The sequence below is a fragment of the Flavobacterium jumunjinense genome (assembly GCF_021650975.2).
Classification (GTDB): domain Bacteria; phylum Bacteroidota; class Bacteroidia; order Flavobacteriales; family Flavobacteriaceae; genus Flavobacterium; species Flavobacterium jumunjinense.
On record NZ_CP091285.1, the window covers coordinates 2,431,017 to 2,451,454 of the forward strand.

Below are 20,438 nucleotides of genomic sequence, written 5' to 3' on the forward strand. Positions count from 1 at the left end.
CTTGAATATAATTTTTCAATATTTTCAGAACTGTATTTTTCGATTTCTATATTTTGTTTTAAAAAATATTCAAAATCAAGTTCTGAAATAACTCTTTTGTAGCTTTATCTTCAAAGTTTAGTTTTCATTTAGAGAGGGTTTACGTCTATAAATAATACTTTTACGGTTTTTAGTAATGAGGCTGAAAAGTTTTGAATTTGTCGTTATGAAGTTATGTTTAAAGATAATGGGTGTTTCATTCAACCTAACTCATCTTTTTGCAAACCACCGAGTACGTGAACCGTACGCTTGGTGGTGTGATGCGTACTCTGTCAGTTACTAACAGAGCCGTCTACTCATATCTTTGTGAGTAATATAAATCTATAAGCGGAAGCAATAAATCTAAATAGGGTAGGAAACTGTCTAAATGATTATAACAAAAAGACTTATTGCGTGAGCAATAAGTCTTTTTGTTTTTAACTTTTTTTGAACATTTTATAAATTATACTTACGCTTCTTTAAACTTTATGCCACTAAATTGATTGTATTACGGACTATTAGAATATTCCGCAGGAATGTTCGTAAGTCGGCAGTGACCTAGCAATTAATTATACACGGCTTGTGTGTAGGCTTTACTTTATTATTTTAATTGTTTGTATTAAATCGTCTTTTTCAATCTTTAAAAAATATACTCCTTTTGATAATTCTTCTAAATTTATTGTATTCAAATTGTTTTTTAAATTTCCTGTCTTACTAGTTTTTCCACTAATTTGGAATATTGAAAACTTACTATTCTTTAGTTTATCTTTAATTTTTATATTTAAATAATTGTTAACTGGATTTGGATAAAATTGAATATTTATATCAACGAAATTGTTTTCATCTGTACTTAATGATTGATTATAGAGTTTAGCTAAACCATTAAAAGCTCCAATCCACTTTATTCCATTATTATCAATATTTAGAGATAAAATGCTATTGTCTGGTAAATCAGAATTTGATGTTAGATATGAATTGCATTCGCTGAAATTCAGTAAGCCACCATTACTACATTCTTGATTAGCACCAATCCAAATATTACTATTTACATCTATTGCTAAAGAAGTTGTTTGACAGTCAAGTAAGCAAGAATTATTAGAGCCTAAATAGTTGAAGTATTCCCAATTACTGCCATCAAAACTTTTTATACCATATCCAGCACTCATCCATTTTTTATTGTTGCTATCAATTCTTAATGAATTTGAACCACCAAACCAATTTCCAACTGAATTGTCATTATAGATGTTCCAAGTATTACCAGTAAATTCTACTAATTCATTTGCTGTTGCTAACCAAACATTGTTATTGTGGTCGATTGCGATTGAAACAATTGAATTAGTTGGTAAATTTGAGTTAGTTGTATTATAATTAGTCCAATTAGTTCCGTCAAATTTTGTTAGACCTGACGATGTTCCAATCCAAACATTTCCATTATTATCATTAGTAACACAATTAATTTGGTTGTTTGGTAAATCAGAATTTGATGTTGTAAAATTTACCCAATCTGTATCATCAAATTTTATTATACCATTTTGCCAAATTCCAAGCCATTTATTATTGAGATTATCAATGGAAATATCAATAATATGGTCTGTGAAAATATTTGTATAAAAAGTATAATCATAATTAAAATCCATTTGTCCTGAAAATGTTTCTTGATGAACTATATCACTTGTATTTGAATTATAAAAAATCATATCGACAGAAGATGAATCTTCAATATAATATTCTATTTGAAAGTCAGTCGCATTACTTGGTATTTCTATAGTAAGTAAGTTAGTTGAATAGTCGTGATCTGAATTTATAGTTCTTTTGAGCCATCTGAAAAATGAATTAAAGTTGTTGCATAAACAGAAACCCAACTTTGTAAAACTCCTGTTGTGAATTCTATTTTATGAATATCAGTTGTGCCTTGTGAATTAGTAGTGTTAAATATTGTCCAATTTGTATCATCAAATTTTGCAATTCCAGCACTACCATTGTTAAACCAAGAAGCAATCCATTTATTTCCTTCGCTATCAAATTCAATATCACTGATAACATTGAATGATAAATCAGAATTTAAGGTATTGTAAATAGTCCAATTTTCTTGTGATAACACAGAATTTGAAATAATGAATATTAAAATAATTAAGTAATTTTTGTTCATAGTACGTTTTTTTTTTTAGCTTACACACAACTTGTTTATATGTATGACAAGCGTCATTCTTTATTTTAAACTATCCTTTTAAAACTTGCAATGCGTATAAATACGTAATTTTGCCTGTTTTTCGTACGTATTTATTCGTAGAGAAGGTTTATTTATTTAAAAAGTACTGTTTTGCTTTTATTGTTTTTGTAAAAATAAAGAGAAAGTAAATAGTAATTTTACGGTTTTTAGTAATGGGGTTAAAAAAATAACTTTTTTTACATTTTATCAAGAAGTTCACTGTAGTCATCAGGTAAAGCGGCATCGATATCTCTAAGGTACTTATCAAGAGCTGTCATCGTAGTGTGCCCAGTAATAAGCATCAATTTGCTTTTTGCTTCAAATGGAGTTGAATCTTTTACTAACTCGTTGTATAGTTTAGTAATATAAGTATGTCTGAAGGAGTAGAGTCCGTAATCTTTTCCAAGTCCTAGGGGTTTCTATACAACATCATTAAAACGTTTAGAAAAATAATCTCTTTTGTTTGTTTCTTTAGTGTCCCAAGTATCTCCAATTTTATTAGGAGTAAATAAAAAAATAATTTTGATCCAGGTCTTTTAAGTCAGGTAGTCTTTTAATAAGGATTTCAGGAATTATTTTTACTTTATCAATTTTGTTTTTAGCTTTCACGAAAAGCTTTTGTTCTTCAATATTGATGTCTTTTAGTCTTAAGCGTACTACTTCTACAGGTCTAAGGAAGTTAAAAGAAATAAATTGAACAAAAAGTTTTAAAATAGGATCTTCATTGAGTTTCTCAAATATTGCAGCTTCTTGTTTTTTAGAGTAAGTTTTGTTTCTTTCTGGAGTTGCTTTAAGAACGTTTATTTTACTTATGAAATTTATTGTTACAATTTCATTATCTTCTAATGTTTTGTAAAGCATTGATAAGCAAATTCTCGTGTTGTTTCTGTTTCTAGGGGAACTTTCTTCAAGAACATGATTTAAGTAAACAATGACTATCTTTTTTGTAATAAAATTGATAGTACTGTTTTCGTTGAGTCCTGTGTTTTCAAACAGCCATTTTTTAAATCGAGTAACCCTGCTTTTAAAGTCGGAGAAACTTTTTTCGGCCAATACTGATTTTTTTATCTCAAGTACTAAATCGAAAGATTCTTTTATGGTGTGTTTGTTTTTATTTTCGAGAATGTCAGAGTAGGGGTTAAATCCGTTTTTAAGGATCTTCTCTATTGCTATACAAAGATTTTAGCGGCTTCTTTTCGTTCTCTTAAGGTATTGTATTTGTTTATACCAACATAAACAGGAGTTTGTCTTTCGAGTTTATTTGTAATAGGGTTTCTGAAGGAGTAATAGATATACCAGCGTTTATTTAAATCGCCTTTAGCATTGTAAATTTTTGGTTCTGTGTAGTCTTTCAAAATTTTAAAATCGTATGCATTTTTGTATGCATTTTGTAAAATCTCTTTAGTAATAGACATAAAAAAGCGGTTTTAAATTGCTTTAAAACCGCATAAAATTTATTTTTTTTTGCCTTTGCTTAGTAGCGGGAACAGGACTCGAACCTGTGACCTTTGGGTTATGAGCCCAACGAGCTGCCTACTGCTCTATCCCGCGATATACTTGCGTTTCAATAAATAACTTAGTAGCGGGAACAGGACTCGAACCTGTGACCTTTGGGTTATGAGCCCAACGAGCTGCCTACTGCTCTATCCCGCGATGTACGTTTTGTATTCTCAATAAATAACTTAGTAGCGGGAACAGGACTCGAACCTGTGACCTTCGGGTTATGAGAGATACTATAGTTTGTTAAGTATTGAAAACACTAGAGTTTTTAATCGCAATATGTCAATAAAAATAAAAAAAGTATGCGTTTTAGTATGCAATAATTTTTTCAAATATAGGATAATTTTTTCGGATTAACTTCTTTGAATAAAACAGTAAAAAAAGCAGTCTGTTTTTTGGTAGTTAATTCTGTAAATCTTCGTACTACTTTTTTTTATTCTCAAAAAAATATAATACGAAGATATATATCCAACCTAAAATAATTACTATAATATATGGAATATGTGTATCACCTAGAATACCGCTAATTGCTACTAAAGTGATAAGTAAAATTATAATTAGGGTATATTTTTTAATAATTTTTTCGTTTTTCATTTTTCGAATATTTCTTGATTTGCATTTTTCTAAATTACTAGTTTTAAAAAAAAAAGGCTTTCTAGTTAAAGAGAGCCTTCTTTTAGTATATCTTAATTTTTTTAAAACTGATAACCTAATCTTAAACCTAATCTTGGTTGCCAAACATCTACATTAACATTGTCTATGTCTCCTTTTCCTTTAATTTGCCATTGCCACATAATGCCAGCAAATGGATCTATTGCAAAATTCTTTACTTTGAATTTATATCCAATTTCTGGACTGAATAATGAGAAATAAGAAAATGTACCTTTAAAACTGCTGAATAAAAAAAGTTTTTCATATTTAATATTACCATAGCTAATATAGTTACCTAAATAAAGACCTTTGTTTTCTTGTTTGTTGTTTAAATAGCTTTTTATTCCTGTTTCAATTACAAAACCAGTTCCGTTATCTTTAAAGCTACCTATTTCGTAATCCATATTTGCAAAACCTACATTTAGTATATAGCTAGTAAAATGCTTTTTGTCTTCTTTTGATCTTCCTCTTTCAAGGCTTAATCCTAGAGTATTAATGTTTCCTCCAGAGAAATAGGTTGAAATTGTTATTGGTTCTCTTTTTTGAGCAAAAAATAAAGTTGAGAATAATAGCGTTGTAATAAGTAAAATTTTTTTCATTGTTTTTGAATATTTATTGATTTGTATTTTTCAAAATTACTAGTTTTTATTACTATGAGTCAATACGTATTTATACGTAATTTTCATTGTTTTTTGTACGTATAAATACGTAGTTTCCTAAAAAAGAAGTCTGCAAACTTAATTTTTCATTTTAAAATAGCTGTACGTTTTCTCGCAATGAATAGTAGTTTTAACAAAATATACAGTTTATCTGTAAAATTAATTTTTATACGAATAACCTTAATTTTAACATATTTTGCAGAAAAAATGTAACGTGTTTAACATTTGAATTTAGTTACTTTGGGTTTCTGAACCGATTAAATTTTTAAATGAGTAATTTTATACTATTATTAATAAATAAATTTTAAGTAAAATGAAACATTTTAAAAGTTTTAAATCAGAAAAAAATCTATTAACAGTTAAGCAGCTAAGAGCTATTAACGGAGGTGATGATGCTCCAACAACTACTGAACAAGAAGAATTAGAAAAAGATAGAGGCGGAGGGCGTCCAAAAACAAATGGTTAAAACATGATTAAAAGATTAATTCCTTCATTCCTGGTAATTTTATCAGGAATGATTTTATTAGGTGATATTTTTATAGATCATTATCAAATTGAATTTGATAATCTATACGGTTATAATTCAACCTCTAATTTTGTTTATTGGTTGTCTATGATGGTAAGTCAGGTTATATTAATTATAGCATCTCAATTTAGACCTTATAGAATTAGTTATTTATCTCCTTTGTATATTCTTTTTCTCAATATGTATTGGATTTTTATTTCAGATGATTACAACGATAAATCATATTTTAACATTGGTGTTTTGGGGATTTCTTTTGCAATATTAGTTGCTGTTTCTTTAATCACTATGATAATAAATAAAGAAAAACAAGAAGCTATTGCTACTAGTTCCCGTATGGAATTATTGGAAAGGGTTTTTGATTTAACGGTTTTAAAAATCAAAAAAAAGCAATAGGAATTAATGAGATCTGAAAAATCAAAAAAAGCTGTAGCTACTTATTCAAAATTAAATTTCATTGTTGCTGAAGCAATAGACAGGGTTCATAATGGTCTGTTAACTGAAGAGGAATACAATGAAATAATTTTAAATGTAGAAATGGAAATGAAAAAAACGGAAAGAACCAAACAGGGCATTCCGTTTAAAGATTTTTTATACAGAATTATAAACTAATCCAGAAGTATTATTTTTTGCTTTTGTGGTGTGTTTCTATATTTTTTGCTTTTTCTAAATTCTCTTTCAATTTCATTAATTCAAAATATTCTTCAATTTCACTAAAAAGAGTTTTGTTTGTTTCTAATGAAGTATCAAGCTTGTTTTCTATCCTAGTAATTATCTCTAAAGTGTTTTTCTCTTTCTCGTAACTTTCTACTTTCTCTTTGTAGAAAGCAATCAATTCGTCTCTTATTTCAATCTCTTTTGCAACAACATCAATATTTGTTGCAACATTTGTTGCAATGTCATTTTTAACAAACTTTCCACTTTTAGTTTCTTCTAAAGATGTGTTTATAAATGCATCAATTGTAATGTCAAAATATTCACAGATTCTTTGTATCGTGTCTATTTTAGGTTGTGCTTTTTTAGAAATATAAGTATTTATTGTACCTCTTTTTAAATCAAAGATTGCACCTAATTCATCTTGTGAACTTCTCATTCTAGTAACTAAATAAGAAATATTTTCAGAAATATAATTTTCCATGTAAAAAATACGAGTTTTTAAAATACTGATTATCAAATAAATATAAATTATAACGCATTTTATATGATATTTTAATCGTAAAATATGCGAGATATCAAAAAATATATGTAATATTGTCGTATCAAAATACGAAAAAATGATAAGTGTAGCAGAATTTAAAAAGGAAAGAGATGCGAAAGTAAAATCGCGTTATGAGGAGAAAAAGGAAATTTCTGGAAGAGTGGCTGCTCTTTCAGAAACTGCTACCGAGTTCGGTTTATCCAAACATACAGTAGATAGTATTATCTATCCTAGAAATAAAAAGAAAACCAATATCGTGCCAAAACTGGAACAGCTTGCAACAAATGTTGCAACAAATATTGAACAACAATAAATCTAATACTAAAAAATATGAGTACACCAATTCCAATAGTTGAGCTTGCATCGCTTTGTAAAGTCAACTTTGATAAGCCACTTAAAATAAATGTTACTGTTGAAATAACGCTACCCAATGGGGAAATATATTTGGGAAGAGGTGAAAGCGAAGAAGAAGCTGCACAATATGCAGCAATTGAAGCTTTAAAAGAAATCTAGTTACAAACAAACAAATATAAACATGGAAGAAATAATGAAATCACAAGAAAAATACATTAAAAGAAGCTCGTTCTTTTTTGGGTGTTTTATAGGGTTAACGGTTGGTTTACTTGTTTTTTGGCTGCTTACTTATTTAATAGTTACAGGAAGTTTAAGCTTTAAATTTTAGAACATGACGAACCAAATTATTGAAAACACAAAAGCATTCCAGGAACTAGCTCCATTAACAAAGGCAATCTATCGTCAAAAGACAATGATGAACAGGGTTAAAAGCGAGCTTGAAATAGCAAGAGAAATTGGGATTGAAGAATATAACAATTTATACAATCCAAGACCATATACATTAAAAGTTATCACAGAATTATTATCTATCTAAGTTAAAAAACAATGTTTGCAGAAACCGTACATACTATCTATAAAAGCTTGCCCGATGCAGAGAGGGAACGCTTTATGGTTATGATGCAAAAGGAGATGCAAGCAAGAGAAAAACCTAAGAAGAAAGTTAGAGTAAGTAATGTTCCAACGGTAGAAGAATACATAGACATTGCTTATGCAGTAATGAACAGAAGAAAAACCAGCATTAAACAATAATGCACACCCTACCAATTCGCAAGTTTTCTTGCATTTATTCCCTTGAAGTTGAGGACGCACAATTTGGGTTAATTAGTGTCCTCTTCCGATAGGTTAACTACAAACTTTATAGCATGAAAGGAAGTCCAAAATACAGAACCATTCAATCCGATTTAGATAAAATTGGATTAATGACCGCCATAGTAAGAGAAGGAGCAAAGACCTATACTTTCATTATTAACGGACAAGTTATAAAGTGTTTTAAAAGAAGAGATTCTATAAACAGAAGGCTCTTAAAACTTCATAAAAAGCATATAAAAACGCAAAGTAATTAAAAATCAAAGCTATGAAAAACGTACTATCAAAAATCAAATGGAAATTACTTTTAATTTCTTCAACGATCACATTTATACTGTTAACGCCACTATTATATCAATTGGCATTGTCCTATAAATCACAATCCATGATTAACGATGTTTTGGTGTTTTCTAAGTCTTTTATAGTTGCACTTGTGCTGTTGTTTTTTATCACTTTTTTAAATAAAAACAAATAGCATGCAAGATTCAAACCCACTTGGTGCATTATTTAAAAGTTCTATTTTTGGTAAGATTACACCAGTAAACAACGGAAATAATGTTCCCACTATCTCGTTGCAACATTCATTGCAACAACAATCGAAAAGCGTTAAAACGAATAAATCAAAACCTACAATATACGTTCCTTCTAGTAGAAACGAACGCCCTTTGTATGCTGTTTATCCCAACATAAACAACGAAGCATTTACTGCAACAATGAATTGTTTTAGAGTCTTTGTTGCAAAACTAAACGACTACAGAAGAGACGAAAACATATTGATTGACAACTACAACGAAGAAGTGAAAAAGATTGAATTAAACAGCAATCAAATCACGTTGAAAAAGCTATTCATTAAAAAACATAAAACCCTATGTGCAACGCAATACAACAAAGAAGTTGCTGCTTTTTTCGATACGCATAAATTTAAACTTCCAAAGAAGAAATTACACATTGTAAAATACCAAACAGAGCTTGTTTTTCAGCAGTTTTTGCATGAATATGCTACGCAGTTAAAGGAAAACACAAAAGTATTCAAACAGTTAGGCATTGAAGAGAAAAGACCATTAAAACAGCTTGAAATCAATTCGTTTAAAATTGTTTCGTTGCAACGTAATGGCGTGAAAAGTATTGATGTTTCTAAAGAGACAATAAAGAACCATAGAAGGCATTTAGTAGAAGCAGGAGTATTGTTTGATTATACCTTTTGCGGACACAAAAGAGGTGTTAAATGCCACATAAATAGCGAAATTTTGACGGTTTTAGACCTCAAAACCCAGCAATTAACCACTATTGAAAATCAGTTAGTTAAGGAGAGAACCGCTAAAAATTTTGGTAATAACAAAGAGGTTACCGTAACAGAATTAAAGAATAATAACATAAAAGAGAATGTTGAAAACATTTCTCTTGGAAAAGGAACGGCTTCGCCTGATAATTCATTTGTTTTTTACGGTAACACCAATTCGCAAGATGAAAAAAAGCAAACTGGGGCGGCCGCGAAAAATGTTAAACTTTCTGAAAGTTTACTAAAACTAATCGAAAACGAGTACGATTTGTGTAATAATCTAGCAGCAGGGAAGTACAACAACTATAAACCTATCGATATTCGTGCTTTATACCAAGAATCTTTAAACGGAACCACAACTCGAGAACAGTTTAAAGAATTGGTTATTCAAGATTTTTTCAAAAATGCAGCTCGACTGTACAGAAACTCAACTCCCTATTTTGGTTCTTGGTTAAAAGCTTACTTATCGTGGATGCAACGAAAATTCTTAGTCAATGGGAATTTATACCGCAAGGATTTAATGGTAGAGAAGCTGCAAGAGTTCCGCTGGAGATTGAACCATGCAACAAAATGGTTTCAAGCAAAAGGAGTGCGCCCATTATTCCCAAACCAATATTTTGACTTTACAAGAACGACTTCAAAGGAAATTGGTTTTGAGTTTACTAAAAACGCATACACAAGAAGTCAAAACTCATTAACCAACAAAGCAAAGCAAGAAAACAAGATGTTAGCCGATGCTAAAAAGCGAAAAGAACGCATCAACCATGCAAAGAAATTCGATTTAGCTTTTAAACGTTTTACCAACAATAGAGCAACGCTTAATGATACGTTAGACTACATCAAAAACAACTTACCTGAAAACTTCAGGGATAAGTTTAGCGAACGATTAATTGAATATTCAACTAAAAAATAACGATATGGCATTTTGGAGTAAAGACAAAAGTAAAATTAAACTAGCAGTTATGTTTCCGCATGGACAGAAAAACCAAAACTGGTATTCGCCTATAAAGTATAATAACTGGACCAATGAAAGAATCATTCAAAAGACATTGAACAACGTACAAGAAAAGATAAAAGGCTTTTCTAAAATTCAAGTCTATGACGTTGCAACGGACACGCTAATTTATATAATTGAACCATGAAAAAGATTGTTATTAAAAACGTATCAGCAGACGAACTATTAACGTTGCAACAAGAAATGTACGATTATCATAATGCGCTAGAGAAAACGTTTAAAAAGGCATCAAATCTATTAGATGCGATTATTACATTAGACATTGCTTTTCGATTATGGTTCTTGTTTAGAACAAAGATTGAAAGGCAAACACCAAAGAACGGTTTTCAGATTTCTTTAAATGCATCGGAAGCTGCCGTATTATTAAAAGTATGCCTTTGGAGTCATAAAATTGGAGACTATGAGAGAAACGTAAAATTGAAATACTCTAATTACCTGGACCAACAAATAAAGAGTTTGTAAAATGATATTAACGAGATTAGGCAACAAAAGAAAAATGAAAGAGCATTTATATAGTTATTTCCCTGAACACAAAATGAGAATCGAATTGTTTTTTGGTGCAGGTGGTTCTTACTTCTATTTGCCAGAACCAAAATACTCAATTCTTAATGACCTTGATGATGATGTTACAAATCTATACCATGTAATTAAGACTGATAGAAAAGAGTTTGAAAAGGAAATTTTAATGATGCCAATTACTCAAAATTTAATTAAGTATTGGAAGAATAATCAAGAAAGTGATCCTATTAAAAAAGCCTTACGTTTTATTTTACTATCTAATTTTACTTATTTAGGTAAAGGAGATACGTTGCGTTTAGGATTGGATAACACAAAGAGAGTGTTAATTAAGAATATTGAGCCTACTTTTTTAAAACTTCAAAATACCAAAATTACAAATGATGATTTTAGAAATGTGATACCTAAAATTTCCTTCAGTAAAAAGTTGCTTACAAAAAAGCAGTCTTTTGTTTACCTAGATCCAGTTTATTTGGATACTGAACATTATTATAAAGTTCCAAAATGGACTGAAACAGATACTTTAGATTGTTTTAAAATAATGCAAAATTCAGGTATTAATTGCGCAATGAGTGAATTTGACAATGAAATGATTTTAGACTTTGCAAGCGATTTTAAAATGAAAGTTAATTATCTAAAAAATAGAACTAATATTAGAAACAGAAGAAATGAAATTTTAATAACTAATTATAATAATACACCTCAATTAAAAATTGAATTATAACCTACCTTAACTATCCCGTTGCAATGAGTCAAACAAAGCCAATCCCTTTTTTAGTAGACAAAAAAAAACTTAGAACAATGTATAACGATCTTCCCAGTGGAGAAGTTATTGGAGCTTTAAAATTTATTGTAGAAAAGACAATTTTGAAAACTCCTTTTTCTAAACGAACAATTAAATGTCAAAGCTTGAATCATTTAGAATTTGCCGAATTCGTTGCAATGTACGGTACACCAAAAGGTTATTTTATCACCAAAGAGTTTGAACAAACCTTGCAACAATTAAAAGCAGACAACACAAAAGAAACCGCTTCTAGGATTGAAAAATGCATCGCAGAAATTAGAAAGAAGTTCACAGAATTAAACACACCTGAAGAGAAACTAAAAGCGTTGCAACAAAGTTGTTTTGCTTACAACTTGGATGCAACGTTTATTAAGAAAATTATAGGATTTAAAAATGATTAGTTATGAGAACAAAAATTATTTATAAAAAGGGTTGGTATCATTTAATTAGAATAAGATTTTTTATAAATGAAGAAATAGACTATTCTAAAAATTTAGAATGGATAAAAAATAAACAACAGAAATATCACTTTTTTTTTGAAGAACAGTTAAGAATAAAAAAGAAATTTAAACCAATTTTTTTAGAGAGTAAAAAAAATAATAACGCAACACAATTATGGCAAAAGCTTTAAAATCGGATAAACCATTATATGCCCTAATCAATAAAAATTTCATTATTAGAGTATTAGAAAATCCAAAGGAAAACCCGCTAAAAAACACCAAATTAACCTCTGCAAACAAGCTTTCAAACTATTTGCAAGACGAACCGCTTAAAATGAAGCTTTTTAACAAAGCTTTAGATGGTGGAAAAGATAAATACACGTTTTTAATACGAAGTAGGCTTAAAATTGAATTTCATGCAAAATAACTTTTTTTTAAAGTTATTTTATCTTTCTTTTAAATAGGTTTTTAAAAATGGAAAATAGTTTTCTTTTTTCAAAGTATATTCCACACCCCTCGCAAAGTATTGGGTAATCTTCTTTTTCAAAGCCATATCTTTTTCTACAGTTATCACAGAATTCAGCCATAATTATACTTCATTTATTAATTTAAAAACTGTATCAATTATATTAATTTTTTTTGTTACTATTTTTTCTAACCCATTTAAGTTAATATCTACTTCAAAGCCTCGTTCTAAATAGATGTTTATTTGCTTGTGATTCCAGTAAAATCTAATTTCAGGTAATAATTTTTTAAGATTTTCTTCTTGTCTTTTCTTAATTTGTTCAAAATTTTCTTTGCTGTTAAATTTGAAATCAATTCGACCGTTTATAATTAAATCAATTCCTTTATATGGGAAATCAATAACTGTTACATGATCTTTAAAACTGATATCATATGATGGGTATCTTGTTTGTAATATTTTTTCAATAGATGGAAGGTAAAAGTTCCATTGTTCATTATATTTAGAAGTAAGTTTTAAATGCTTTTCAATTAAGTTATTTTCATTTATTAGACTAAAATCTTTTTCAATCATTGATGAATTCTTGATTGATTCAACTTCTTTTAATGTATCATTAAATATTTGTAAATCATTTTCTTTATCAATTAAAATCCCCATTTCCCTATTATTTCTTTCTGAAAATTCATATAGATTCATTGAAGTAATTATCATTGAACTTTCATTGAAATAACATTTTGCATGTAGGTTTTCGCAATAGAGAATTTCTATGTTTTTCAATGAGTAAAGTTTTTCTTTCTCGCTATTAGCTAATTGATTTTTGCCATAAATTAAAGTTATTCTAATGTTTTCTTTGTCAGCATCATAAATTCTTTCTAATAGATTTCTACTTAATTTTAAATATGGAGTAACAAGAGTAAGAGAGTTTATAGAATTTAGAATAATTTGTTCAATATAAAATGAGTTACCTACAGTAGTTAAAAATTTTGCCATTACGTTTAAAATAATTCTTTTGAAATTCACTTCTGCGAATATAAAGGGTTTCGTATTCAACTTAAATACATTTTTTATGTACATTTTGTTAAAATTTTCACTTCCAAATCTAAACTATTTTTTTTCATGTTTGCAATGCGTATAAATACGCAGAAAATAAAAAACAGCCTCTTTTTTTAGGTTTCACTTGCTATCACTTATAACGTGTTGCCCTCTCTTGTTGTCTCTTGTTCCCACTTGTGTTTTTGTTGCAACGCCTTGTTGCAATTTTGTGTCAATCAATCAGCAAATCAATCTAACAACAAGTGAGCAATTCATTATTTAGAAATTTGAAAAACGGTGCTAAGTATAACGCCCTTATCAAAACAAATAACTGTAACAAAGTTTATGAAGGTAAGGGCAATACTTTCTTCACTATCGAGCTAATGATTAAAAATATTCAAGAAAATTACAAACAAGCGGTTTTGTTAGCTCCTGAATTTAAAAAACAATCATTAAAAGAAACGTGTCAATCAATACATTCTTTTTTGTATTGGCATTTTCAATACAAGCAAGATGAGAAGCCTCAAATGGTTCGTTCACTCAATTGCTCATGGCTTGAAAGATTTACGGGAATTGATTGTAAAAGCTATTCAGTTAATGGAGGGATAATTTTAAAGCAATTAGGAATAAAATTCTATATCAGAAAAATAATTCAGGAGGTTAAAAAGCATGATATAGGATTAGGTAATTATTCTCATGTTTATTTAATAGTTCCATTAAATCAAACAACAGGTTCTTTAAATCAAGGCTATTATACGATTGATGGAACATTACCACACACAACCGAACCATTTTACATTAAAGAAAAATCATTTTTTATGGATAATAATTTACCACATTATAGTTTAAATGGTCCATCAGGTTTGCATGGAGAAGAAGCAGAAGAAAACACATGGTTAGATAATAACTGGGAAAGTATAAAATCAAAACTAAGCTGTTGGGGTGGTTCTGCGTATGATTTAAACAGAGCCAAAAGTGACATGGAAGGCATTTTGGGGATTCTTCATACTCATTTAGAAAACATCAACACTTCGTTAGCATCTGACAATATGCAAGCATTAGCAACATCGGTCAACCGATTTATAGGTATTGCTGCTTGGAACGCTTCGCTTGTTGGCACAAAAAGAAGTCATTCTTGGCCAAGTGATTGCACGAAAAACAATTTAAAAATCACACATGAAGCGTATAACTTTTATAGATATGAAGTCACCAACGCATTGATGATTTACTTGGATACTTACTTTACAGGCATTCAAAATGGTAGTGTTGTATATGGTAGAGTTTCCCGCTCAGGAGAAGGCGTTCAAGAAGCGTATACTGGAGAATGGGCGACATGGGAAGACCAAGACATTGTTTTTGACATTCCTTTTGTAAAGTACACACCCAAACCCAATATAAATATTCCCGCTTTTGAAATCACGCCTTATGTAGGACAAACAAATACTTCCAATTTTGATGTAGGCACTTTTTTACAAGGCTTGTCCAATATCATTAAAACCATTGGAGGTTCTTCAGGAGGAGGTTCAACAGGTTCGGGAACAGGCACGGGGAGTGGCTTTGAATATGACAATAACAATCCTGATAATCCCACTTACAAACCATCAACCAGTAAAGCAGTTTTAGGATGGAGCGCAGCGCTTGTATTAGGTGGAATAGCCTTTACTAAAATGAAAGACAAACCAAAAGTAAAACCAAAAACAGAAAAATAATGTATCAAGATAATTACAGCATAGAAGAAGAAAATCAAGGCTTAAACGGTTGGTTTGGTAGATTTTTAAAAGGAGTAATTGTTCGAGCTGCGGCAATGGTAGATTCTTATTTGTCAGTTCAAACAGCAGGTCTTTCGGCAGAAATAGGAAGTTTTGCTTCATGGGCTGATACTATTGGAACAGGTTCAGGAAATAATGGATGGTGGCAAAAAGGAGCATTACCGATTTACAATATTGAAGATGACCCAAGGGCACAATATGAACCCAACAGTATTGAAGAAACCGTTTTAACAGCATTTGCTGATAATTTGGCTAAGATTGTAGGATTAGTTAGTGAAGATGCGATTAATAAAGTACAACAGCTTCCTTTTTCAAATCAGAAAATTGCGAACGCCAACGCTTTGTTGCAACGCATTGCAACAGTGAAAGGCTATTATCAATTTCACGAAATGGAAAGGCTGTCTTATGCAGCGGTACAATTGAGAAACTTACTTATTGAAAGTTTATTTATCCCCGTTGAAAAGTTATTGCAACAGCAAATGGAAAAGGATGCTTCTTCATTTTTTCAAACCAATGTTGTAGTGAGTATTCCATCAAAAACAATGATAACCGATATAGCACCTTTTCAAAAAGTGTCTGTTATTCCGATTAAAGCGAGTTTTAAAATTTACGAATTGCACCCAAAATTAGATTTACCACCTGATGATGTGATTGTGGTAGATAACCCACCAAAAGGAGATGAAGGCATTGAAATTTCACCACCACCCAATGATGATGATGTCGTGATTACAGTTCCCGATCCAACGGATCCAATTCAAACGACAGTTCCCGATTTAAGCGTAACTCCAGAAGGTTCAGGATTGCCTTGGTTATTGTTAATCGGAGGCAGTGTCTTAGTGGTTTGGGCAACAAAGAAAAAGAAGAAAGAAAAGAAATAATATTAATCAAAAATCGAATACAATGGAATTAAAACCAATAAAAACGGAGCAGTTAAGCTCGGGAGTTGTTAATGTTGTTGGAGCAGGAGCAGGCTTTATGCTTCCGGGCGCTTTAGCCAATATGGTTGCTAAAGTAAAAGCGGAAACAGTAGTAACTGAAGCCCAAAAGAAAAAGAAATTAATGGTTAATGCAGCCTGTATTTTAGCGGGTATCGCAGGAAGTTTAGCAGTAAGCGGAAAAGATACTGTAGCAGAAGGTGTAAGAGCTTTATGTACAGGTATTGCAGGAGGTGGAATTAAAGGCGTTGCTTCTCATTTACTTGAAAAAGAAGTAGCCAAAACAGATGCAGCAAGCAACAAAGGAATGCTTTTACGTGGTGCACTTGGTTGTCCACAGCCAACAATGAACCAAAGTAGAATTACACATTATCCAACCTTAAATCGACCAGGGCGATTAAGACAACCAATTTTTCAAAGCAACCCTAGTTTAGAAATAGGAACAAACGACCCATTATCGTAAGTCGTAATTAAGAGTACAAGAATTTTAAAATAGAATCAAACCAAAATAAAAAAGAACAAGATGCAAAGTATCACATTAGAACAAGCTGTAAGAACAGCACAACAATTAAAAACAGGAGAAGCTTTACCTTCTGTAATGATTTTAAATACAGAATATTTTCCTAGAAAAGCGGTGAAATTCACATCGGGATTGTCTAATAAAATAGAGAATACCGAGCTTATTTTACCAAAGCACGTTAAAGAAGTAGGGGTAAGGAACATCGATAAGGATCAGTTGGATTATCCTTTTTTACCAACAGGAATAAGATTGGTGTTTGACACAACAACAGCAGATGTTACTCCTAATGTTGCGGACTATAAAGACAATGCACCTGTGTATTGGGCAAATGGAGAAATCACTATTTTTCAAGATGGTGTGTTAGCAGAGCTTCCTGTTTCTGTCTTAGCAAACAACTTTAATCCGTTGACTACTACGGATGATTTTTTCCCATTAGCTCCTTTTTTAATTCGTCCAAATAAATCCTTTAAAATCAGTACATCACTTGCAGGTGTTGCACAAGCAGGTCATGCTTATAGAATTGAAATTCTAGGAATTGAGTTTGTAAAGAATTCAAGAAACTAATTAATCAAACCCAAAAGACTGCAAGTTTTTTGCAGTCTTTTTTAACTCTTTTCAAATGGAAATAACATACATAGAAGAAGTAAAAGACATTACTGTTTTAAATGGAAAAACAGGAGCTGTTGTTGATGAAGCAACCGATGTTGATGGTTCATTAATTGTTGGAGTTGTCATTTATCACGATGCTTTATCAGTGAATCCAAGCATGATAAAAGCGTCATTATATGGCAATCAAAAAGAACTGTCAAAGATGCAACATATTGACAATTATAGAAGTAGAGAAGCATCTTACAGCGAAGGATTTAAGCCTGTAGAACCGATGGAATCAGGAAAGAGAATTCGTTTTGAAATTCGTGCTGATAGTGCATTCACAGCAGATTTTAAAGCGCAATTAATTTTAATAAAAGAGAAAAGAAAAAACTGTTAATTATGGCAAAGGTTGTACTAACATCAAAGGAAATATTTAGAAAAGACAAGGTTCGAGAGCATAACGTAACAAGTCTTGTTATTTCAAATCTTGATACTAAAGAAGCGCGTTTTTTATACAATGGTGTACCAAGAATAATCCCTCCATTTGATGCGATGTACAATGTGCCAGTTGGCAGTTTTGAATTCTCCAATTACGGACATCACTTTGATATTGACATTCAATTTGATAGTGATACTTATAATCTGGTGGTTGATTATTCAATACTACTAGAAGCTACTAACCCTAACAATTGTAGATAATGAGGCAAGAATTTATACAATTAGTTCAAAAGTTACAGACAGATGCTTTGGCAGCGGTTTCTGTTTCCAATAAGAACAACTATCAGGAAATTTTAAAAAGTACCTACGGGCATGAACTAATTCAAAAATATGGTTCGGTTCAAAATTACTTTGAAAAGTTGAACCAAGAAGGACATACTGATTTAATTATTCAAGAATGGCGAAAAAACGGAAATACTAAGGTGCGAAAAAACAATCCTTTTGAAGTTTCTTTTTTAGAAAAGCCACAACCGACACAAGTGAAACCACAAGAACCCACAGGAAATATGTTTCAAGGATTAAAAGGAACAGGATTAGGCTTTACCGATGTTCTGACAATGAACACTAATTCAGAGTTGAAAATTCGATATGAAATTGAAAATGAATTCTTAAAAAAGGAAAACAAGAAACTTCAAGATGAAGTTTTACAGTTAAAAGAGAATTCATTAAAAGACAAATACGCAGGAGATAAGAAAAACCAAACTGGAGAAGCCGTTAATAATGCCATTAACCAACTTGGTCCAATTGTACAATCTTTTTTCCAACCTAGAGAAGCACCCACCGCATTAAATGCACCTGTGCAAAATTTATCAGAAATAAAAAGCCAGTTGCAACAATTATTGCAACACACGCAATTTTCAGATGCAATGGCAGAATTACTGCTATTAGTGAATAATAAAATCAATGATGATGACGGATTTTATGACAAGCTAGTGCAATTATTAGAACAACAACCTTAAAAAAAACACAAGATGCAAAAACAAATCTCATTAACAGTACAGCCTTCCAATGCAGTTGATTTAAAGGCAAAGCAAAAAGCGTTAGAAGCTATTGCTTTATTAGAAACAGACACATTAACCTTTTTAGGCGAGTTAGCCAATTCACCCAAAGCGGTTAAGAAATTAAAAGACAATAAAAAGCTCATTAAAACAATGGTCATGTAGTTTGTGTTGTGTCAACCACACTTTGCACTTGCCTTGCGGGTGTGGTTTTTTTTGAATCATTAAAACAATAAAATAGTATGTCCAAAATAGTTGATAAAGCCAAAAAAGGTCTTGAAAAAACAGGAGAAGCCGTAAAGAAAAATAAGACCCTACTGCTCATTGTAGGCAGTGTAGCGGTGTATTCCATTTATAAAATAGTATCCAATACCACCTCGGCAGTTGATGATATTTTTAATCCTGATATTGACAATGAAGTAGAAGGTACTGGAGGAAGTACACAAGGCGCATCGATTAGCAACCAACAAGCAACCAATTATGCGCAACAACTTTTAGATGCTATGAATTATAATCCGTGTTGGATTTGCTACGGAACCGATGAAGAAAAGATTTTAGCTGTTTTTCAGAGGCTAAAAAACACAGGCGATTTTATCAAAGTCTATAATGCTTTTGGTAAAAAAGATTACAACGGTTATAACTCACCTCCCGATGGAATTTTAGCCAATTTAGATAGTTATGAGCCGCGTAATTTGGTCTATTGGTTAAAATCAGAATTAGAGCCGAAGGATGGCGATGTGTATGACATCGTTAAAGAAAGAGTAGAGTTAGCAGGTTTCACATTTTAATTCAAAAGCAATGTTAGTAAAAGGAAAAATAACAGATTATGAAGGCTTCCCCATTTTTGATGCAACGGTAGTTATTAAAGGAAGCGATCCTATAATTGGAGCAACAGCCAATTTTGATGGGAATTACGCCATTAATGTAAATAGAGGCGATATACTGAAATTCTCTCATGTGGGTACAAACCAAATCATTGAAAGAAATGTAACCGCTTCAATGACAACATTAGATATTGCCATGCCGAACGAATTGCAATTGGATGAAACGGTTGTAATAGGAAAGAAACGCACCAATTGGTTTTGGTTACCTCTTGTTATTGTTGGTGGTGCTATTGCTGTGAATCAGTCCAGAAAAGAGAAAGCAACACCCAAAAAAATCAAAATCTAATGACTTCTTATCTAAATAGTACGCTCCCCAATTTACCTAGAGGTTTACGCAACAATAACCCGGGCAATTTGATACAAACAAATATTCCCTGGAATGGTAAAGTGCCACTATCTCAAAACACCGATACGCGTTTTGAACAATTCTACGAATTACGCTATGGTATAAGAGCTTTGATGTTGGACTTGTATAATGATTTTTACAAAGGAAAAAACACAGTCACGCAATTAATATCAGAGTTTGCGCCCCATTTTGAAAACAATACCGATGCTTATATCCGTTCGGTTATTAGTGGCATCGGTTCTAATGTGATTGGAACACTTACTGAAGAAAAACTAATCGGATTATCCAAAGCCATTGTTTTAATGGAAAACGGAGTGAAGTATAAAAACTACATCACCGATAACGATTACAAACAAGCGGTAGCCATTTTAGGAAAACCCCTTAAAAAAAAAGCATAGGAATTTTGCCAGTTTTGGCACTCTCAACGGCTATAATTTTAATGATTAAGA

General features: G+C 31.0%; 34 protein-coding genes and 2 tRNA genes. 27 read left to right on the top strand and 9 right to left on the bottom strand.

The genetic code is table 11. The features are described 5' to 3' along the window. Nucleotides 1-611 precede the first annotated feature (611 nt). From L2Z92_RS10575 to L2Z92_RS10605, 7 genes are all read right to left on the bottom strand, one after another. Nucleotides 612-1,880 (bottom strand): T9SS type A sorting domain-containing protein, encoded by a 1,269-nt coding sequence (locus tag L2Z92_RS10575; RefSeq protein WP_236452844.1) that lies wholly within the window; start codon nt 1,878-1,880, stop codon nt 612-614. After that, nucleotides 1,820-2,167 carry a hypothetical protein gene (locus tag L2Z92_RS10580; RefSeq protein ID WP_236452845.1) on the bottom strand — a complete coding sequence of 116 codons (348 nt, stop codon included), beginning with the start codon at nt 2,165-2,167 and terminating at the stop codon, nt 1,820-1,822. The genes L2Z92_RS10575 and L2Z92_RS10580 overlap by 61 nt, the downstream gene beginning before the upstream one ends. A gap of 558 nt (nt 2,168-2,725) precedes the next feature. Continuing rightward, nucleotides 2,726-3,280, bottom strand: coding sequence for a hypothetical protein (locus L2Z92_RS10585; RefSeq protein WP_236452846.1), 555 nt, complete (start codon nt 3,278-3,280; stop codon nt 2,726-2,728). 116 nt (nt 3,281-3,396) lie between these two features. After that, nucleotides 3,397-3,642, bottom strand: coding sequence for a hypothetical protein (locus L2Z92_RS10590; RefSeq protein WP_236452847.1), 246 nt, complete (start codon nt 3,640-3,642; stop codon nt 3,397-3,399). Nucleotides 3,643-3,705: 63 nt separating this feature from the next. Then, a tRNA-Met gene (locus L2Z92_RS10595) sits at nt 3,706-3,778 on the bottom strand. Between the two features lie 29 nt (nt 3,779-3,807). Continuing rightward, a tRNA-Met gene (locus L2Z92_RS10600) sits at nt 3,808-3,880 on the bottom strand. 542 nt (nt 3,881-4,422) lie between these two features. Beyond that, a complete protein-coding gene (locus L2Z92_RS10605) occupies nt 4,423-4,977 on the bottom strand; it encodes an autotransporter domain-containing protein (protein WP_236452848.1) in 555 nt (184 codons plus the stop codon). Between the two features lie 373 nt (nt 4,978-5,350). Here L2Z92_RS10605 and L2Z92_RS10610 point away from each other — a divergent pair, with 373 nt between their 5' ends. Genes L2Z92_RS10610 through L2Z92_RS10620 form a run of 3 tightly spaced genes read left to right on the top strand, consistent with a single transcriptional unit; the run spans nt 5,351 to nt 6,172 of the window. After that, nucleotides 5,351-5,503 carry a hypothetical protein gene (locus L2Z92_RS10610; protein ID WP_236452849.1) on the top strand — a complete coding sequence of 51 codons (153 nt, stop codon included), beginning with the start codon at nt 5,351-5,353 and terminating at the stop codon, nt 5,501-5,503. Between the two features lie 3 nt (nt 5,504-5,506). Further along, complete coding sequence (locus L2Z92_RS10615; RefSeq protein ID WP_236452852.1) at nt 5,507-5,956, top strand: hypothetical protein; 450 nt, start codon at nt 5,507-5,509, stop codon at nt 5,954-5,956. 6 nt (nt 5,957-5,962) lie between these two features. After that, entirely contained in the window at nt 5,963-6,172 is a 210-nt protein-coding gene (locus L2Z92_RS10620) for a hypothetical protein (RefSeq protein WP_236452854.1), read from the top strand. A gap of 10 nt (nt 6,173-6,182) precedes the next feature. On the opposite strand, the gene L2Z92_RS10625 is transcribed toward L2Z92_RS10620, so the two are convergent. Further along, on the bottom strand, nt 6,183-6,698 hold the full coding sequence (locus L2Z92_RS10625; protein ID WP_236452856.1) for a helix-turn-helix domain-containing protein: 516 nt from the start codon (nt 6,696-6,698) through the stop codon (nt 6,183-6,185). A gap of 136 nt (nt 6,699-6,834) precedes the next feature. Here L2Z92_RS10625 and L2Z92_RS10630 point away from each other — a divergent pair, with 136 nt between their 5' ends. The 13 genes from L2Z92_RS10630 to L2Z92_RS10690 all read left to right on the top strand — a co-directional run bounded on the left by L2Z92_RS10630 (nt 6,835) and on the right by L2Z92_RS10690 (nt 12,380). Then, nucleotides 6,835-7,071 (top strand): hypothetical protein, encoded by a 237-nt coding sequence (locus tag L2Z92_RS10630; protein WP_236452857.1) that lies wholly within the window; start codon nt 6,835-6,837, stop codon nt 7,069-7,071. 17 nt (nt 7,072-7,088) lie between these two features. Beyond that, on the top strand, nt 7,089-7,271 hold the full coding sequence (locus L2Z92_RS10635; RefSeq protein WP_236452858.1) for a dsRNA-binding motif domain-containing protein: 183 nt from the start codon (nt 7,089-7,091) through the stop codon (nt 7,269-7,271). A 172-nt stretch (nt 7,272-7,443) separates the two neighbouring features. Then, nucleotides 7,444-7,647 (top strand): hypothetical protein, encoded by a 204-nt coding sequence (locus tag L2Z92_RS10640; RefSeq protein ID WP_236452859.1) that lies wholly within the window; start codon nt 7,444-7,446, stop codon nt 7,645-7,647. Between the two features lie 11 nt (nt 7,648-7,658). Next, the gene (locus L2Z92_RS10645) at nt 7,659-7,862 is read left to right on the top strand and encodes a hypothetical protein (RefSeq protein WP_236452860.1); all 204 of its coding nucleotides are present in this window, start codon (nt 7,659-7,661) and stop codon (nt 7,860-7,862) included. 113 nt (nt 7,863-7,975) lie between these two features. After that, complete coding sequence (locus L2Z92_RS10650; RefSeq protein ID WP_236452861.1) at nt 7,976-8,176, top strand: hypothetical protein; 201 nt, start codon at nt 7,976-7,978, stop codon at nt 8,174-8,176. 11 nt (nt 8,177-8,187) lie between these two features. After that, a complete protein-coding gene (locus tag L2Z92_RS10655; protein WP_236452862.1) occupies nt 8,188-8,394 on the top strand; it encodes a hypothetical protein in 207 nt (68 codons plus the stop codon). 1 nt (nt 8,395) lies between these two features. Beyond that, complete coding sequence (locus tag L2Z92_RS10660) at nt 8,396-10,111, top strand: hypothetical protein (protein ID WP_236452863.1); 1,716 nt, start codon at nt 8,396-8,398, stop codon at nt 10,109-10,111. 4 nt (nt 10,112-10,115) lie between these two features. Further along, nucleotides 10,116-10,340: a hypothetical protein gene (locus L2Z92_RS10665; protein WP_236452864.1), complete on the top strand. Its 225-nt coding sequence runs from the start codon at nt 10,116-10,118 to the stop codon at nt 10,338-10,340. Continuing rightward, nucleotides 10,337-10,675 carry a hypothetical protein gene (locus L2Z92_RS10670; RefSeq protein WP_236452866.1) on the top strand — a complete coding sequence of 113 codons (339 nt, stop codon included), beginning with the start codon at nt 10,337-10,339 and terminating at the stop codon, nt 10,673-10,675. The genes L2Z92_RS10665 and L2Z92_RS10670 overlap by 4 nt, the downstream gene beginning before the upstream one ends. Nucleotide 10,676: 1 nt before the next feature. Then, nucleotides 10,677-11,453 carry a hypothetical protein gene (locus L2Z92_RS10675; RefSeq protein WP_236452867.1) on the top strand — a complete coding sequence of 259 codons (777 nt, stop codon included), beginning with the start codon at nt 10,677-10,679 and terminating at the stop codon, nt 11,451-11,453. A 77-nt stretch (nt 11,454-11,530) separates the two neighbouring features. After that, nucleotides 11,531-11,914, top strand: coding sequence for a hypothetical protein (locus L2Z92_RS10680; protein ID WP_236452870.1), 384 nt, complete (start codon nt 11,531-11,533; stop codon nt 11,912-11,914). 2 nt (nt 11,915-11,916) lie between these two features. Continuing rightward, a complete protein-coding gene (locus L2Z92_RS10685; protein WP_236452871.1) occupies nt 11,917-12,144 on the top strand; it encodes a hypothetical protein in 228 nt (75 codons plus the stop codon). Next, the gene (locus L2Z92_RS10690; protein WP_236452872.1) at nt 12,129-12,380 is read left to right on the top strand and encodes a hypothetical protein; all 252 of its coding nucleotides are present in this window, start codon (nt 12,129-12,131) and stop codon (nt 12,378-12,380) included. Before L2Z92_RS10685 ends, L2Z92_RS10690 begins: the two co-directional genes overlap by 16 nt. Nucleotides 12,381-12,542: 162 nt before the next feature. Here L2Z92_RS10690 and L2Z92_RS10695 read toward each other — a convergent pair whose 3' ends face one another. Next, entirely contained in the window at nt 12,543-13,406 is an 864-nt protein-coding gene (locus tag L2Z92_RS10695) for a phospholipase D family protein (RefSeq protein ID WP_236452873.1), read from the bottom strand. Between the two features lie 425 nt (nt 13,407-13,831). Between L2Z92_RS10695 and L2Z92_RS10700 the strand changes: the two genes are divergently transcribed. From L2Z92_RS10700 to L2Z92_RS10750, 11 genes are all read left to right on the top strand, one after another. Beyond that, entirely contained in the window at nt 13,832-15,157 is a 1,326-nt protein-coding gene (locus tag L2Z92_RS10700) for a hypothetical protein (protein WP_236452874.1), read from the top strand. After that, nucleotides 15,157-16,095, top strand: coding sequence for a hypothetical protein (locus tag L2Z92_RS10705; RefSeq protein ID WP_236452877.1), 939 nt, complete (start codon nt 15,157-15,159; stop codon nt 16,093-16,095). The genes L2Z92_RS10700 and L2Z92_RS10705 overlap by 1 nt, the downstream gene beginning before the upstream one ends. Nucleotides 16,096-16,117: 22 nt before the next feature. Continuing rightward, nucleotides 16,118-16,615, top strand: coding sequence for a hypothetical protein (locus L2Z92_RS10710; RefSeq protein ID WP_236452879.1), 498 nt, complete (start codon nt 16,118-16,120; stop codon nt 16,613-16,615). 60 nt (nt 16,616-16,675) lie between these two features. Then, nucleotides 16,676-17,236 (top strand): hypothetical protein, encoded by a 561-nt coding sequence (locus L2Z92_RS10715; RefSeq protein WP_236452880.1) that lies wholly within the window; start codon nt 16,676-16,678, stop codon nt 17,234-17,236. A 55-nt stretch (nt 17,237-17,291) separates the two neighbouring features. Then, nucleotides 17,292-17,660: a hypothetical protein gene (locus tag L2Z92_RS10720; protein WP_236452882.1), complete on the top strand. Its 369-nt coding sequence runs from the start codon at nt 17,292-17,294 to the stop codon at nt 17,658-17,660. 2 nt (nt 17,661-17,662) lie between these two features. After that, nucleotides 17,663-17,962 carry a hypothetical protein gene (locus L2Z92_RS10725; RefSeq protein WP_236452884.1) on the top strand — a complete coding sequence of 100 codons (300 nt, stop codon included), beginning with the start codon at nt 17,663-17,665 and terminating at the stop codon, nt 17,960-17,962. Next, complete coding sequence (locus L2Z92_RS10730; RefSeq protein WP_236452885.1) at nt 17,962-18,720, top strand: hypothetical protein; 759 nt, start codon at nt 17,962-17,964, stop codon at nt 18,718-18,720. Before L2Z92_RS10725 ends, L2Z92_RS10730 begins: the two co-directional genes overlap by 1 nt. 12 nt (nt 18,721-18,732) lie before the next feature. After that, the gene (locus L2Z92_RS10735; protein WP_236452886.1) at nt 18,733-18,924 is read left to right on the top strand and encodes a hypothetical protein; all 192 of its coding nucleotides are present in this window, start codon (nt 18,733-18,735) and stop codon (nt 18,922-18,924) included. Between the two features lie 77 nt (nt 18,925-19,001). Then, a complete protein-coding gene (locus tag L2Z92_RS10740; RefSeq protein ID WP_236452887.1) occupies nt 19,002-19,547 on the top strand; it encodes a hypothetical protein in 546 nt (181 codons plus the stop codon). A gap of 10 nt (nt 19,548-19,557) precedes the next feature. Further along, nucleotides 19,558-19,929, top strand: a complete 372-nt coding sequence (locus tag L2Z92_RS10745; protein ID WP_236452888.1) for a carboxypeptidase-like regulatory domain-containing protein — start codon at nt 19,558-19,560, stop codon at nt 19,927-19,929. Beyond that, nucleotides 19,929-20,387, top strand: coding sequence for a hypothetical protein (locus L2Z92_RS10750; protein ID WP_236452889.1), 459 nt, complete (start codon nt 19,929-19,931; stop codon nt 20,385-20,387). Before L2Z92_RS10745 ends, L2Z92_RS10750 begins: the two co-directional genes overlap by 1 nt. Nucleotides 20,388-20,438: the final 51 nt, after the last annotated feature.